The sequence below is a fragment of the Microbacterium trichothecenolyticum genome (genome assembly GCF_000956465.1).
In the GTDB taxonomy this organism is placed as follows: Bacteria; Actinomycetota; Actinomycetes; order Actinomycetales; family Microbacteriaceae; genus Microbacterium; species Microbacterium trichothecenolyticum.
Genome location: NZ_JYJA01000012.1, coordinates 1 through 14,838, shown reverse-complemented (window position 1 = coordinate 14,838; position 14,838 = coordinate 1). Strand labels below are relative to the sequence as shown.

13 protein-coding genes are annotated in these 14,838 nt (G+C 66.6%); 8 read left to right on the top strand and 5 right to left on the bottom strand.

Going from position 1 to position 14,838, the window contains the following annotated elements; translation table 11 throughout:
* From RS82_RS00370 to RS82_RS21920, 6 genes are all read left to right on the top strand, one after another.
* On the top strand, positions 1–901 hold a 901-nt coding region (locus RS82_RS00370), incomplete at its 5' end, for a MinD/ParA family ATP-binding protein (protein ID WP_045296121.1).
* Between the two features lie 14 nt (positions 902–915).
* Positions 916–2,757, top strand: a complete 1,842-nt coding sequence (locus tag RS82_RS00365) for a type IV secretory system conjugative DNA transfer family protein (RefSeq protein WP_045296117.1) — start codon at positions 916–918, stop codon at positions 2,755–2,757.
* Entirely contained in the window at positions 2,754–3,149 is a 396-nt protein-coding gene (locus RS82_RS00360) for a hypothetical protein (RefSeq protein ID WP_045296116.1), read from the top strand. The genes RS82_RS00365 and RS82_RS00360 overlap by 4 nt, the downstream gene beginning before the upstream one ends.
* Complete coding sequence (locus tag RS82_RS20500; protein WP_052676615.1) at positions 3,146–3,670, top strand: hypothetical protein; 525 nt, start codon at positions 3,146–3,148, stop codon at positions 3,668–3,670. Before RS82_RS00360 ends, RS82_RS20500 begins: the two co-directional genes overlap by 4 nt.
* Positions 3,667–4,113, top strand: coding sequence for a single-stranded DNA-binding protein (locus tag RS82_RS00350; RefSeq protein WP_052676614.1), 447 nt, complete (start codon positions 3,667–3,669; stop codon positions 4,111–4,113). Before RS82_RS20500 ends, RS82_RS00350 begins: the two co-directional genes overlap by 4 nt.
* 148 nt (positions 4,114–4,261) lie before the next feature.
* Complete coding sequence (locus tag RS82_RS21920) at positions 4,262–4,393, top strand: hypothetical protein (protein ID WP_281176440.1); 132 nt, start codon at positions 4,262–4,264, stop codon at positions 4,391–4,393.
* Positions 4,394–4,420: 27 nt separating this feature from the next.
* Here the strand turns inward: RS82_RS21920 and RS82_RS00345 are convergent, their stop codons facing one another.
* On the bottom strand, positions 4,421–4,642 hold the full coding sequence (locus RS82_RS00345; protein ID WP_245619472.1) for a hypothetical protein: 222 nt from the start codon (positions 4,640–4,642) through the stop codon (positions 4,421–4,423).
* Positions 4,643–4,754: 112 nt separating this feature from the next.
* Between RS82_RS00345 and RS82_RS00340 the strand changes: the two genes are divergently transcribed.
* Positions 4,755–5,063: a hypothetical protein gene (locus RS82_RS00340; RefSeq protein ID WP_045296115.1), complete on the top strand. Its 309-nt coding sequence runs from the start codon at positions 4,755–4,757 to the stop codon at positions 5,061–5,063.
* Positions 5,064–5,091: 28 nt separating this feature from the next.
* Here RS82_RS00340 and RS82_RS00335 read toward each other — a convergent pair whose 3' ends face one another.
* Positions 5,092–8,127 carry an AAA family ATPase gene (locus RS82_RS00335; protein ID WP_342666927.1) on the bottom strand — a complete coding sequence of 1,012 codons (3,036 nt, stop codon included), beginning with the start codon at positions 8,125–8,127 and terminating at the stop codon, positions 5,092–5,094.
* A gap of 593 nt (positions 8,128–8,720) precedes the next feature.
* On the opposite strand from RS82_RS00335, the gene RS82_RS00325 reads away from it, so the two are divergent.
* Entirely contained in the window at positions 8,721–9,404 is a 684-nt protein-coding gene (locus RS82_RS00325) for a VOC family protein (protein ID WP_045296112.1), read from the top strand.
* Positions 9,405–9,787: 383 nt separating this feature from the next.
* On the opposite strand, the gene RS82_RS00320 is transcribed toward RS82_RS00325, so the two are convergent.
* From RS82_RS00320 to RS82_RS00310, 3 genes are all read right to left on the bottom strand, one after another.
* A complete protein-coding gene (locus RS82_RS00320; RefSeq protein ID WP_052676613.1) occupies positions 9,788–11,743 on the bottom strand; it encodes a hypothetical protein in 1,956 nt (651 codons plus the stop codon).
* Positions 11,744–12,039: 296 nt separating this feature from the next.
* On the bottom strand, positions 12,040–12,897 hold the full coding sequence (locus tag RS82_RS00315; protein WP_045296110.1) for a TRADD-N-associated membrane domain-containing protein: 858 nt from the start codon (positions 12,895–12,897) through the stop codon (positions 12,040–12,042).
* A 482-nt stretch (positions 12,898–13,379) separates the two neighbouring features.
* Complete coding sequence (locus RS82_RS00310) at positions 13,380–14,327, bottom strand: hypothetical protein (protein ID WP_045296109.1); 948 nt, start codon at positions 14,325–14,327, stop codon at positions 13,380–13,382.
* Between the last annotated feature and the right edge of the window lie 511 nt (positions 14,328–14,838).

The window sequence follows — 14,838 nt, the reverse complement described above, 5'->3', positions numbered from 1 at the left end:
AGATGTGTATAAAGACACCGGCACCACACCCCCGCTCACCGGGTGGCGCGGCTTCCTCGCCGGCCTCGGCATCACCGTCCGCCCCTCCGCCACCGAGACGCGACACGCGGAAGAGCGGGCGCTGGTGGCCACGCAGTGGGCGGGATGCCGCACCCTCGCCGTCGTAAATGGCAAAGGAGGGGTCGGTAAGACGATGACCACAGCGATGCTCGCCGCGGTCTACGCCCGGGAGGGTGGCGGGACGGTGCTGGCGTGGGACAACAACGACACTCGCGGCACTCTGGGCTGGCGCACCGAGCAGGGCCTGTACGACACCACCCTCCGCGACCTCCTGCCCGCCGCCCCCGGACTCCTCACGCCCGCGGCGGGGGTGTCGGATATCAGCCGGTTCGTGCACCACCAGAGCGCGGACCGGTACGACGTGCTCCGCTCCAACCCGGAACTGCTCGCCACCGACCAGCGCATCGGAGCGGGGGATTTCGACCTGCTGATGCAGGTCGCGGCCAGGTTCTACCGCCTCGTTATCTTCGATTCCGGCAACGACGAATCCGCCGAACGATGGCTGCGGATGATCGACTCCTCCTACCAACTCGTCCTGCCCACCCTCGCCAACCCGGAATCCGCCGAATCCGCCGCCCTCTTGTTGGATGCGCTCCGCGGTCGCGACGAACGCTCCGCCGCCCTCGCCGACCGCGCCGTAGTCCTCGTCACCCAATCCGAACCCACCGGCACCACCGCGGCCCGGCGCATCGCGGACGGGTTCGGCGGGCACGTCCGCGCCGTCCACACCATCCCGTTCGACCCGGCCCTCAAAGCCGGGCCGCTCCGGTTCGACACCCTCCGCCCCCGCACCCGGGACGCGTGGCTGAGCGCCGCCGCGTCCGCCGCCGAAGGCCTCTAAGCCAGGTGTGACCGATGAACCAGAGCATCCTCGGCAAAGCGGCCGCGATCCTCATCGCGGCGGCGATGCTCCTCGCGCTCGCGTTCGGGTTCATCGCCGAAGCCACCACCATGCTCAGCTGCGGCACCCGGCCTATCCCAGTGAACCTGTTCTCCGGGCTCGTCCTCGCCGTCACCGGCAACCCCGACACCTACACCGCACCCACCGGATGCGCGCTGCCGGTCGCGATCATCCGGATCCTGGACGCGGTCGCGGTGATGCTGATCGGTGGGCTGGCGGTGTGGGTCCTGGTTGCGGTGCGGCGGTATCGGGAGTCCGATCGGGCGTTCATCACCGACCTGCGCACCCGCCCCGGCTTCGGCACCGCCTCCGAGATCCGCGACCACCTCTCCGCCAAAGCCGTCCTGCGCCGCGCCCACCAACTCCGCCCCGACATCCCCAAACCCACAGCTACCGATGTGGGTTGGCGCGTCGGGCGGTCGCGAGGGCAGGACGTGTACGTATCGATCGAGGACTCCGTCGCCCTCGAAGGCCCACCCCGCTCCGGCAAGGGATACCGGGTGCTGATCTCCGCAATCCTCGACTGGTCCGGCCCTCTCATCACCACCTCGACCACGAACGACAACCTCACCGCGACGATGCGGATGCGGCAGACCCGCGGCCAGGTCCATGTCTTCGACCCGCAAGGCCTCTCCGGCATCCGCCACCCCCTCCGCATCTCCCCGATCACCGGCTGCGAAGACCCTCTCGTCGCCATGCAACGCGGCACCGCCATCATCACCGGCACCGCCCTCGGCACCTCCCGAACCAACGAGGAATGGGCGCAAGCCTCCGGAGTCGTCCTCGGCCGGCTGCTGCACGCCGCAGCCGTCGGCGGCAAGACGATCTCCGAGCTGTATGACTGGGGCACCTCACCCGCGCAGACCCGTGCCGCGGTCGACATCCTGAAGACCGACGGCACCCCCGGCTGGGGCGACAGCCTGGACGCCACCATCTCCGCCGACGAGAAGCTCGTCTCCTCCATCTGGTTCGGCGTGCAGGGCGCGGTCGCACCCTTGGCGGTGCCGCAGATCCGCAACGCCCTGCTCCCCCGCCCGGGCGATGAGCTGTTCGACCCACGGGAGTTCCTGGATGACGCGAACACGCTGTACTTGATCGGGTCGTCGTCGGGGGCCTCGGCGATGGGCGGATGGCTGGGCGCGGTGCTCGACGACATCGTCGAGGTCGCCCGCACCACCGCGCTCGCCTCCCCCGGGTCCCGGCTCCCCCACCCGCTCGGACTGATCCTGGACGAGATCGCGAACATGTTCCGGTGGGGCAACCTGCCCCGCATCATGGCGGACGGCGGCGGCCGCGGGATATGCACCTTCATCGTGCTGCAAGCCCTCTCCCAGGCCGAGACGTCCTGGTCCCGCGCCGAAGCCGACACCATCTGGGCCGCCGCTACCGCCAAAGTCCTGCTCGGCGGCGCCAGCCACGTCGGCCACCTCCGCGACGTCGAATCCCTCCTCGGCACGAGGGACACCCGGCGGGAGCAGCGGTCCTGGTCCACCCGTGAGGCTGGGCACTCCACCAGCGAGCATCTTGAGCGCCGCGCGCTGATGTCGGTCGACGAGATCCGCCGGCTGCCACCCAGTGTCGGCCTGCTGGCGTACAGGAACCGCCGCAGTGTGCTGCTCGACCTTGCCGGCTGGGACGAACGCCGAGACGCCCAGACCATCCAGACCGGCAAACGCGAGACCGAGAGGGAGCAGCGCGCGGTGTTCGACACGACCACCCGGGTCCCGAACTCCCGGACCTCCGTAGCTCCGGAGTCCGAGAGTGCGGAGCCGGTGGAGGGGGTGACAGAGGTATGAGCAATCGTCGCCGCCCGGCACTGTTCAACCTGTATCGCAACGAGTTCCTCCGCTCGAAGGCGTGGTTCGCACGCCGCGACCGCTGGTTCACCCACCACACCACAACCGGGCAACCCCTCACCTGTGCCGGCTGCGGCCGGGCCGCCACCCGCTCCCAACTCGAGCTGCACCACCTCGACTACCGCGGCGTCCGCCTCCACAACGGCGCCTGGAACGCCGACGAGCCGGACGAGGACCTGGTGCCGATGCACCCGTACTGCCACGACCTGCTGCACCGGCTCATCGACCGCGACGCCGTCCTCTCCCGCAACCGCACCCGCCGCACCGCCTCGCACCTCGCACTCGCCCGGCTCCGGCAGAAACTGCAACCCGACCACGGGAGCGCCGCATGACCGACCTGCCCCCGCCACCGGACTACGACGACGACATCGCCAACGACGTCTCCGGGTACGACCCGAACCAGCGGTACGGGTCGTCCGAACCGCTCGGCGCGCACATCATCAACTGGCGCACCCTCCCCGACCACAAGGCCCCCGACGCGTGGACGGCGCTGCGGGAATGGGTGGAGTGGTTCACCATCCGCTACCGGATCTCCGAATCCGTCGTCCCCGCCTGCTGGTACAAGCACGGGCAGCTCGTCGAAGAACTCTCCGCCCTGCACACCGCACACACCGTCGCGTTCGATTCCACCGACGCCGGCTTCGGCCCCATCGGCTGGCACGAACGGCTCAGCCTCGCCCTCCCCCGGATGGGGAAGGCATACTCCGGCGGCTGCGCCCGCGGACACGACCCCCTCAAACCCCGCTCATGGCACGGGATCACCGATGAGCAGGAATGGAACGCGTGGACCACCCAGGCCCACGCCACCGAGACCCCTACTGCGGGGCCTCCTGAAAGGAAGGAAGAAGGATGACCACCAGGATCCCCGTCACCATCGAGGGCAACCTCACCAGCGACCCGGAACACGGCAACGCCGAATCGGGCAACGAATACGCCCGGTTCACCGTCGCCGTCAACGACCGCCGCCTGAACGAGACCACCAACCGGTGGGAAGACGTCGGCACCGTGTTCCACCGGGTCGTCGTGTTCAACCAGCAGTCCCGGCACGTCGCCGACTCGCTCCGCAAGGGCGACAGCGTGATCGTCGCCGGCGACCTCCGGTTCGGCACCTACGTCGACAAGGAGACCGGACAGTCCCGAGAGACCCGCGACATCGTCGCGGACAACGTCGGCGCGTCACTGAAGTTCTCCGACGTCATCGTCGACCGTTCCCCAAAAGCTAACGGCCCCGCAGCAGACGCTTCGGGGCCGATAGCGACACCGGCCTCGTACGCCGGCGCCGAACTGTCACGCTGACCTGAACCAACAGACAAGCGGGGCGAGAGTCACTGTACTCTCGCCCCGCCACTCTGCCCACCCTACGCAACACCCAGTCCCGGCTGGGGGGCGTCACATTTCCACGGGATCCGGACAGCCACTGCTGGCCCGGCGTAGGGTCGGCGCCATGAGCGATCCCCTCGACGATGCGGAACAGCCGCGCTGTCCGGAATGCTCGGCCGTGCTGCGCGACGCCGGCCACGGCTTCGCCTGCCGCTCCTGCCGGATCGTGGTGATCGGCAGCATCCCCTCCGCCTGACCCTGGCGATCACGTCAACGGTCGGGGCTAGATGTAGCAGTGGTGCACGTGCCAGTCGGTCTCGGCCCGGTAGACGTCGAACACCATCGCCTCACCCGCCTCGTCCGTCGCCTGGAACCGCCACCCATACAACCCACGAGACGGCTCGCCAGGGGTCGCCCAGATCGAGTCGCGCAACCGGGTCGGGATGTCGGTGACGCGCCACCGCCTGCCCGCGTAGAACATCCGCACCGGGATGTCGTCGACCATCTATAGAGTCACTTCGTGTTCTACCGCCACCTCGACCATGACACACAAGAATAGAACATAGCTTCGAGTCTTGCTAGAGTCGGGGATGCGGCCGGATGAGGGGAAGTCCGGGATGGGGACCAGCAAAAGGTACGCCGAGTATTACGACCGGCAGATGGACAACCGCATCCTGCAGCGCATCGCTGAAGAGAACCCGCTGCAGTCACTCACGGCGGAGGAGCGCCGCGAGGACACCCTGCCGGTCACGCGTGACCCACATCCGAAGGCGTGCAAGGCGTGGGTGCGGTTCGGCCCGCACGCGATGCTCGTCGACGCCGTCGTGGTCGTCTGGAACGACCTGGCCTGCGGCATCCAGTTCACCGTCGGCGACAAGGAGCTGCGCTGCTGGGTATGGGCGAACGCGGTCAGCGCCGTGGCATGAGGACCGCGCGGCCGAGCCACGCCCGCGTTCAACGGTGCAGAGACGGCGCCGTCGGAAGGGTCGACAAGGCGGGCGATGCTGCGTGCGCGTGGCGCGCGACGTCCTCGGCGCGGTGTTGCGCGGGGTCCAGCATGCCCCGGACGCGGCGTTCGGTCTCGGCGACGTCGAGCTGGTGCGCGTGCTCACGCTGTGTGCGGACGAGCTCCGCGTGGTCGCGGGTGCGGGATCGATACTCGTCGGCGAGCCGGTCTCGAGTGGCGTGGAGCTCACCGTCCAGACCGTTGGTGCGGCCGTGTCCGGTCGCCGTGTCGCCGGCGATCCGGGCGTCGAGTTCGAGGAGCGTGCGCCATGTGGTCTGCAGCCATTGCGTAGCCGCGTCGAGCTCGCTGCGGGTCGTCGCTTCCCGCCGCTGGTACTCGGCGTGGACCCGGTCGATGTCGAGAACGTGGCCGAGGGGTCGGCGGGTGTGGTCGGTCCACGGGGCAGGCATGGGTGGGCGGGCGGCGCGGCTAAGTTCGGTGCGGGCGGCGCGGAGCGAGTCGTCGATGCTCACCTCGGGGATGCCGCGGAGCATGCTGTCCGCGATCCGGTCCCGCGCCGCCGCGTCGGTGCCGGCGATCGCGATCGCCTCATTATGGACGCGGCCGCGGGTCATCCCGACGTACAGGCCGGACGCGTCCACGCCAGGCCCGACGACGGCGGTGTCGGTGGTCTCCCCCTGGATGCCGTGCACCGTGGACGCGTAGGCGAGGTGAACGTGCTGGGCGGCATAGTCGAGGGTGACCGTGCGGGTGTCGCCGCTGTCGGAGGTGCTGACCAGCTGCAGGCCGGTGGGGGTGATGTGGCGGATGGTCCAGACGGCCCGGTTGTCGACGCCGGCGTCGCGGTCGTTGCGGCGGGTCTGCACCACGTCCCCCTCCAGCAGCCGCTGCTCGCCCTGCCCGACCGAGATCCGCTGCAGCGTGAGCTCTCCGGCATCGAGCCGGCGCTGCTGGATGGCCTCATTGATCGCGTCGGCTTCGTCATTGGTGCCGGTGACCAGGGCGACACGGTGGTTGTCACGGGTCCACCGGAAGTACGCCTCCACCATCACGTCGCGCGCCTGAACCTGGTCGGATACTCGATGGATCAGGCCGCGCTCATCCAGCTCCGCGGCGACCGCGAGGGCGGCTTCCTTGGACGCGGGTTCCCTCATCCGAAGCGTGAGCGCGGCGTAGGCCGGGTCGCGGAATCGGTGCACCGCGGTGAGTTCGACAACGGCGGTGGCACGTCGGGTGAGGGCGGCCATCGCGCCGGAATGACCAACCGGGCGGGCCTGCAGGTGATCGCCCACCATCGCGATCCCCGCGCCGGTGTCGGCCGCGACGGCGGCGAGGGCGTTGGCAGTGTGCAGGTCGATCATCCCCGCCTCATCCACCACGATCCGATCCCCCGCACTCAGTGAGAACCGTCGCGGCCCCTCGTACACGTATCCGGTGGCGGGGTCGAGGCTGCCCGGAGCCAGCCGGGTCCACACCTCGGCGCCGGCCTCGCCACGCCCCCACCGGTAACCGTGATCGGCGAGCAGAGCGTGCAGGCTCGACGCCGTGGCGCCCAGCTCGCGGCCGGCGACGGACGCCGCCTTCTTCGTCGGTGCCACGACCACCATCCGCCGTCCGCGACGGGCCAGCGCGCTCTTCGCGACACGCAGCATGGTGGTCTTGCCCGCTCCTGCAGGGCCGGTGACGGACACCAGCCGATCGGTGCCCGCGATTGCCGCGGCCGCCGCCACCTGCTGACGATCCAGTGTGACCCCCTCCCGCAGCACCTCACCCGCGGTGGCAACCACTTCCCCCTCTGCTGCTGGGGCTCCGGCGTGGGCGAGCGCGTCCAGTCGGGCGGCGAGTTCGACCTTCAGGGCTGCGGTCGCGCTCGCCATGTAACCCTTCACATGGGCAGGCCGGTCACCCTCCTCCGCGAGCAGGTCGACGGTGTATTCGACGGCGCGACGCAGCACCTCATCGATCACCGGTTGCAGTTCCGCACGCGCGCCGACGACGCCTGACGAGGCAAGCGCGCGAGTTGCACCGGCACGAAGATCGAACAGGCTGAACCGTCCACCGCACGCGGTGGAGCGGGCGTCCGCGTCCACGCACGCGCGCGCCGCAAGCAGACCGATATCGAGTTCGTCCAGGTGGGTCGCACGCACCGGCACAGCGGCTTGGGGCTCCAGGAGGGTGGGGTCGAGGGTGGCGAGTTCGTCGCTGATGAGGTGTTCCCAGGCCGTCTCGTCGATGCTGTCGGGCTTGTTCGGTCGGGCCTTCGCCCACGCCAGCCGGTCGATCTGATGCAACTGGTCCGGGCTCGGATCCTGACCCGGGTGCTCCGCCCGCCACGCGGCGAGCAGCATCGCCCGGTTCGCTTCGATCTGTGTCGACCGCCGTGACAACGGCCGCACCACATGCTCCAACTCGGCGATCTCGCCGTCGGCGTTCAGGGTGTAGCCGTGGCGGGCGAGCGCGTGCAGCCAGTCCGGGTCGGTGCGGGCCGCGAGCTCCCCCTCCGCGTTGATGACGGTGTGCAGCTTCATCGCCACTCGGGAGTCCACGTTGGACCACTGCCCGTCGCAACCGAGCACCTTCACGCTCAGCCACAGGTGCCGGTGGATGTGCGGGTCCAGCGCGCGGGAGCGGCGATGCTGCAACTCCACGACCTCGACCCGGTGCAGGGCCTCGCGAATGCGGCCGCCCGCGCCGCGGCGGGCATTCAGCTCCGCCTGCCAGGTGGTGATGATGCGATCCCGCAGTCGGTCCTGCAGCGCCTCGAACTCGCGCGCCAACTCCGGGTGGAGGAGCGCGGCGATGCTGTACGACTTCGGCGCATTGATCGTCCCATCCAGGATCAGATCCGCATCCGGCGAACGCAGATCCCGGCCCCGCCGGTCCCCCGTCACCGGATCGCAGCCATCCACCCACCGCCGCAAGGCGGTCTCGTCCAGCACGTCCGTCCGGATCACGCCAGCCTCGACCGTGAACCGCGTCACGCCGGCCGGATCATCGCCCCCGTACCCGGCGAGCGCGACCACCCCAGCCGACCGAAGGTGAGAGTCACACGACCCCTTGAGCGCGTACGAGAGCGCCTGCCGAACCCCCTGCGACTCGACACCCCGCTTCCACCGCTCGAGGCCACCCCGCATGCCACCAGAGTAGCCGCAAACTGCTTAACGCGAAACGACTTCCACAGAAAGTGCCTGCGTGCATTCCCTCTTGGTTCTCATCTTCGTCTTCCTGTTCTTCTTCGTCTTCCTGTTCTTCTTCGTCTTCCTCTTCGTCGTCGTCTTCCTCTTCGTCGTCGTCTTCCTCTTCGTCGTCGTCTTCCTCTTCGTCTCCTGTCTCGTCTCCCGGCTCCGGTTCGTCGCTTCCCCTTGGCCTTCGGTCCGGTCTTCGCGGCCGGCTCTGCGATCCGGTGGTCATCGCTGCCCGCGGCGAGTACGCAAGGCGTCGCCTTGTGACTCACCCGCAGGGGCAGCTGATCGCCCAATTCCGTCGAGCCGGCGATCCCCAGGTCTTCGACCCCCCCGACGATGAGACAAGAAGCTCGCCCACGCAACATGCCGAAGCTGCCGGACATTGACCTGCTCGTCTACTCGGTGGCGCCTAGCGTGCGTAGGGTGTCGCCATGAGTGAAGACGGCTGGCGATCGTTCCTCTCGGCCGACGGCGTGACCGACTGGGTGATCCTGCACGGCGGCCCGACGGCCGTGTTCACGGTGCGATCACTTCAGGAAGCTGGGCGCCTCGCCGCTGCGGTGTCCGAGGTGCCAGGGCTCGGGCAACGCACCCTCATCACCATCACATCCGATCACCTGACGGTGAAGCTGACCCGTGAAATGTGGGGCACCGAGCGCACCCACGTCGACGTGGCGCGAGCCATCTCAGGCGTTGCCCGCAACCACGACGCGGTCGCCACCCGGAGCATGGTCCAGGAAATCCAGGTGGCGATCGCGGCCAAGCCCGACGCGATCGACCTGCCGTTCTGGCGAGCCGTGCTCGGCTACGCGCCATTGCACGATGACAACTGCCTCGACCCACTCGGGCAAGGCTCCACCGTGTGGATGCAGGATCTCGATCCATCCAAACCGCTCCGCCACGCCATGCACGTCGATGTCTCCCTTGCCCGCGACCACATCGAGACGCGGTTGGCCGCAGCCGTGGCCGCAGGGGGAAGAATTGTCGACGCGTCTGAAGCGCCAAGTTCATGGATCCTCGCCGACCGGTCGGGCAACAAGGTGTGCCTGGCAGCCTGGCCCGACGGAGCTCGCCCCACCGAACCAGAAGTCGCCACAACCACCAGTCACAACTGAGCGACGTCACGACCGCCGTTGCCGCGCGCGGCGACGGACGCCTCATCGGGCATCTACTCGCTCTGGTCTTGCGAGCCGTCAGCGTCTGCGCGGTGGGCGAGATCGGGGACGTCGACGGCGGCCCGCCCGAGGACCCGCAACCGAACGCGCTCCGGCCGGCACGCCAAGCACCTCAAGCGCGATCACCCTGTCGCGGCGACGGTCGAGGCTAGCTCCGTTGCGTTTGACGCAGTGTCGGCCATCGTGACCTACATCACGAGCCACTCTGTCGCCGTCGCCGTCGCCGTAGCCGTCGCCGTCGAAGGCCATGACTACGTTCGCTGAGACTTCAGTCCGGGCCATCTCCGGACTGTGGACTGGATGCGATAGGACCGGTCCAATTCCTACGACGATCTAGAAGCGCCGTCCTCCCGATCGCGCAAACAGAAGTCATCGTTGATCTTGATCACGAGTGCGATGATGAGTTTCAGGACCACCAGGTAGACGGCGAAGTGGGAGTCGTCTCCTTCACCATCCGGTTGTGAGCCGTGTTGGTACTTGTTGCGGAGTGCCGGGCCGTTGCTGAACTCGGAGTTGTTGAGCTGGTAGTTGAAGTACTTCGCTTCGGACTCTGTGAGGAGCGAAGACTCTCGGCGTAGCCAACCCCTGGAGATCATCTCGTCGGCAACGGCCCTGGCGGCTGGGTCGAGGTGGAAGTAGCTGACAGCCTCGGTGGCGTGGAGCGACATGAGGATTCTCAGCTGCGAGTTGCTGGATAGCGTGACGTGACCCTCATTGTTTGTCAGCACTTTGAGGTCGATGAGTTGGTCGATCAGGGGCCGTTGGTACTCGGCGAAGTCGTCGTAGGTGACGCGGTTTCGAACCAACAGCTCGACAGCGTTGTCCCCGCGAAGTTCTTCGCTGATGTAGTTCAACGAAGACTGGTCGGACAGCATGTGGTGCAGGATGCCGACGATTTCAGGGACGTCGGTGGCATAGAGGTATTTGCCGCGCACGCGGCTCGGCAGTTGGTTGAAGCGCATCGAGCCGGATGACAGCGACAGGAGCTCGCGGTCGATCTCGCCGTCATCGGCATAGAAGGCGAACTGGCGCAGGACGCTCTCCATCTCGGCGAACAGGTGCCGCACCTTCTCAAGGAAACTTGATCCGCTCGCGGTTGGAGCGAATGAGAAGCCCTGTGCGCCGAACTCCGTCGATAGGTACTCCTCGAAGAACCAGGCGATGACGGCCTCCAGGTCGATGCCGTTATGCGAGAGGAAGAAGCGCATCAGCCGGGTCTGGGCCGTCGAGCTCATCTCCCGAACGCGATACGCCACACCGATGTCGTAGTGGGCCCGGCCCGTCGTTGTCAGGAATCGCTCGACGACGGCGAGCTCGGAGCGGTAAGAGGGCAAAGTAAGGAGAGAGTTCCGGTTAGCGAACCCGAAGAGGTGTTGAAAGTTGTTGAGAATACTTGGTTCGTCCGTTGTCGAATCCAACCACGCGCGACCGTAGGAGTAGCTGACGAACATTCCGTCGAGGCTTTCAATGACCGGTTCGTCTTGCGTGTCCGAGATCGTCAACTCGCAACCGGACTTCACACCGGTGTTGTTCGCGAAGAACTCCTTGGTCTCCTGGGCATTGCGTCGCTGGGCAGCGAGCTTCAGTCGTGCGTCGACACCGGTGGCGGGATCGAGGTTGGCGGTCGCGATAAGGGCGACGAAGTTGAAGTTGGCGCCCGGATCCTCCACGTAGCGACGCAGGATATCTCTTGAATCGGCAGTGGTGAACGACACTGGCAAGTGAATGGGCTGCTTGGTGTCGCGCGCGAAGTGACGGCGGATGACGTGCTCGGCCGCCTGGACGTCGCTCAGGATGGCCTCCCGCACTTCGCGGTCATACGCGGTGACGATCTTCTTGTTCGCGAGCATCGCGCCAAGCGTGACGTCGTTCGATTCCAGAGCGGCCAGCATGGGTGACGCGCCGATTCGCTCGAACGCTCGGTTGTTGCCGAGAAGGAGCAGGAGGTCCGAGTGGTACTCGGAGGGGACCCCTCGCACGCGCTCCAGGAGGTTCGATTCCTCGAGATCGGTGAAATAGCGAGCAACCACGCTTCGAACGCGCCGGCTCGTTGCCTCTAGGTCGGCACGTTCATCCTCGGACAGGGATGCGGGTGTGAAGCCAGCTAGCACGAACTGATGGGCGTTATGGAGTTCGATGGCATGGGCCGCGTCGGAGGGAGCCTCCGCACCGTCGTGATCGCGCAGGATCCGGACCGCGTCCTCTACCTGCCAGTAGGTGGCGTAGTCGTTCGGGCCGTAGAACTTGAGCCGTCGCTCGCCAGACACTTCCGCACTCACCAGGGTCTCCCTCCTCCTCGGTCGCGTCCACACTATTGCGGTGCGGGGGCAGCGACGTTCCCCGCGCGAGGCGGCTCCGCCACATGCGGTCGGGAGCGGATCGTCGAACAGAGCTACGGCAGGTGATGACCTACCCCAGCCCTTGGGCCCCGCAGCGCGTCGGCGAAACCTTCGCCCTCCAGGTGAGGGGCCGACCTGCACAACGAGCTTCCTTCATTCGTTCGTGGCGCGCATGCGGTTCCGGTCTGACGGCTGACGAAGGCCAGTCCGATTCGTGTACCTCTAGGTACCCCCGGCTACGGTGTCGCAGCTCCAGGCACCGCGATCCCAACCTGGCTCGGCGCCGACGACTCACCGCCGTTTCGGTTGTCGCTCTTGTGGCCGCGGCGCGTCGACTCCTCATAGATCGCGCCGAGCGCGATGCTTTCGGACCCTGCGGAGCGCAACGCCTGCGCGACCACGAGTTGCAGAGCGGGGGTGCGTTCGGATGGCTCGAGTTGCAGCGCGACGCGCTCGGCAGTCAGCAGGTAGCTGCTAATGAGTGGCTGTGTGAAGAATCGGTTCAATTGCGCGACGGACGCGGCGTGCGACTTCAGAAAGGTGTTCGTGATGTACCCGGACAGGATTGTGCTGATTACGCCGACGCTTCCAACAATGAGCTTCGTTTCCGTGGGGATGGCCGGAATGGTGACGATGATGATGCAGCCAACGACAACGATAAAGCCCCCGATCATGGCTCGTTGACTGTGTCGAAACGAGACCGTTGCCTGTTCGGTCGTGAGGTCATGATATTTCTGCATCTCTCGCCGGTTCAACTGAAGGAGATCAGCCATGGTCGGGATCGAAGATGCTTCGGTGAGTCCGCCGATTATTTCGGCGGACTCTCTTAGGTCCTTGCGCCGCTGTAGGTACGCCCTTTTTCGACTGGACACGGCAAACGGAAGAGTCACGGACGCGCCGATGCCCCAGCCGCCTAAGAGCCATCCGAGATAGCTGAGCCAGTAGTTCACCGTGGGGTCAACGAACCACCACACCACGATTCCGACTCCGACGATCGCCAGTGGGATGGCAATCAGCGCCCACTTGTTCCGGCTGCTGATCGCCTTCTTTCGTTCTTCTGATTCCTGCCAGGCTTGCTCGTCGGACGCCGCCACGAGATCGATCGAACTCCCGGCGCTCGACGGAGGCATTACATCAGTTGCCGGAGCCGCAGCGGGCTGTACTGTCGACGTCACGGAATCGCCGGTCACGGTGGGTGGTGGAACCTGCACGGGTGTCCCGGACTCAGCCGGATTGACAGAAGTGAGTGCAGCATCGCTCGACATGGCGCCATACCCCCCAGGCATAGACCCAAGATTTGGACGAACAATAGCCCAAGCACCGGTTCCCCACCAGTAGGGGTCTTGTGACGCACTTCGCGTTCGGCGGCCGTAACGAACTGTGAAGGTAGACGCGGGGGCGCCACCTAACGCTTTCCCGAGTACCCACGTATGCGCTAGGAAGGCACAAGAGGTACCGCTTCCGAGCGCTGCCCGTGTGCGGATGCTTGTCGCACGCGCTCATGTCCGCACGCGATGGACCGCGTGCGTGCATCGCCCGTTTACGGATCGGATGCGCGCCGACGGGAGACTACGTTCTATTTGGGAAGGGTGAACTCCCATCCAGTTTCTTCAGCGGTGTTCGAAACGAGGGTCACGTGCGTCACTGACGTAGGGACATCCAGCACGATGCTCCCGATGGCGCGCTCGCCAGGACCCACCTCGCTCTGGATCTGCTCCGCTGCGGTGAGGCAAGTGAAGCTCTCCTTCGTGACTGTGGGTGCATTCGCCGCCACCCCGTTCGCGTCGACGGCCTCCCATGTCTGGAGGAAGACTGCGGAGGGCACGCCACCCTGCTCGTATGCTGCGGCCAGCGCCGGGTCGCTCTCCGCCTGCAGATCGACACGTATGTACCGGCCGTTGGCGGGCTGCGCGGCCTCCGGCGCGGTGCACGCGGGGTCGGGCGTGATGGCGTGCACCATGAATCGGAATAGGACCGTCTCGCCCGCTAGATCGAGGAACCCGCCGACCTCGCCGACACTCTTGATGATGTCGCCTCGCGCGTTAGTTTGCGGGGCCACGCCGGCCGGTGCGGGAAACTCGGTCCACGTCAGCAGCGTGGGGGTGGGCGTGGGTGTCGGCGCAGAAGTCGGGGAAGGCGTCTGCAAGCCTGGCTTCTCCGGCTCAGTTTCTGGAGCGGCCGGCACCGAGCACCCCACCAGGGTGACAGCGAGGATCGAGGCCACAGTAGCGGCAAGCAGAATGCGTTTCATGGGGTCCCCCAGGACATGCGCCGTCGGCGGTGCTTCGATGATGCTATTGGAACGGGCGCACGTGAGTCGTTCCCGCCAACCGACGTTTCCCCTGTCTGACCGGCCGAACTGGGCGACGAGCGTCCTGATCATGCCCATGCCAGTATCCGGATCGGACTCGTTCACGGTGACTTGCGTGCGGCCGTTGCGAGTCGAGTGAGCGCCGCGCGCGTCCACCGGTTGCCAGCGGCTGCCGCGCTGGAGGTCAAGTGCCAGGAATTGCAGCTGCCGCACGGGTAGATTCCAGTTTCCCCTCTGGTCGGTTGCCGCGCCTTGATCTGCTGCAGAGCCAGAGCAGCGGTCAGGGGCGTTGGGTAGGGGTGTTTCGTACACGCGGGCATCGCCGCTCCCTTCGATTGAGGAAACGACGCGCTCCGGCTTCATACCGACCAACGTCCGAGCCTGCGGCTTGATAAACCCAGACCCTGTGGGATGCCATTACGGACTTACACCGAAGCCAAGCATGCAGGAGGACCCCCGCTCACCACAATCACCCCAGTCCAGACCAACAGGCACCGGGCGCCGCCAATGGCAAGCACCGATCCTCAAGGTCGCGTCAGCTTTCTCCAATCCAGACCCGATTCGCCGCACCTATGTCGGCAACGAGACATTGTGCTCTGTCGGCGGCGCTCGAAAACTGAACACTTGCGGCGGCGAAAAGTGAACACTCAACGATTGGAGAGTGATCACTTTGGAGGATTGGGCACTGATTCGCAGGTTGGCTGCGGAGGGGGTTCCAAAGGCG

What these genes read in the sequence shown, in the direction of transcription:
- RS82_RS00365 (WP_045296117.1), top strand. Translation starts at nt 916, where the DNA reads ATGAACCAGAGCATCCTCGGCAAAGCGGCCGCGATCCTCATCGCGGCG.
- RS82_RS00360 (WP_045296116.1), top strand. Translation starts at nt 2,754, where the DNA reads ATGAGCAATCGTCGCCGCCCGGCACTGTTCAACCTGTATCGCAACGAG.
- RS82_RS20500 (WP_052676615.1), top strand. Translation starts at nt 3,146, where the DNA reads ATGACCGACCTGCCCCCGCCACCGGACTACGACGACGACATCGCCAAC.
- RS82_RS00350 (WP_052676614.1), top strand. Translation starts at nt 3,667, where the DNA reads ATGACCACCAGGATCCCCGTCACCATCGAGGGCAACCTCACCAGCGAC.
- RS82_RS21920 (WP_281176440.1), top strand. Translation starts at nt 4,262, where the DNA reads ATGAGCGATCCCCTCGACGATGCGGAACAGCCGCGCTGTCCGGAATGC.
- RS82_RS00345 (WP_245619472.1), bottom strand. Translation starts at nt 4,642, where the DNA reads ATGGTCGACGACATCCCGGTGCGGATGTTCTACGCGGGCAGGCGGTGG.
- RS82_RS00340 (WP_045296115.1), top strand. Translation starts at nt 4,755, where the DNA reads ATGGGGACCAGCAAAAGGTACGCCGAGTATTACGACCGGCAGATGGAC.
- RS82_RS00325 (WP_045296112.1), top strand. Translation starts at nt 8,721, where the DNA reads ATGAGTGAAGACGGCTGGCGATCGTTCCTCTCGGCCGACGGCGTGACC.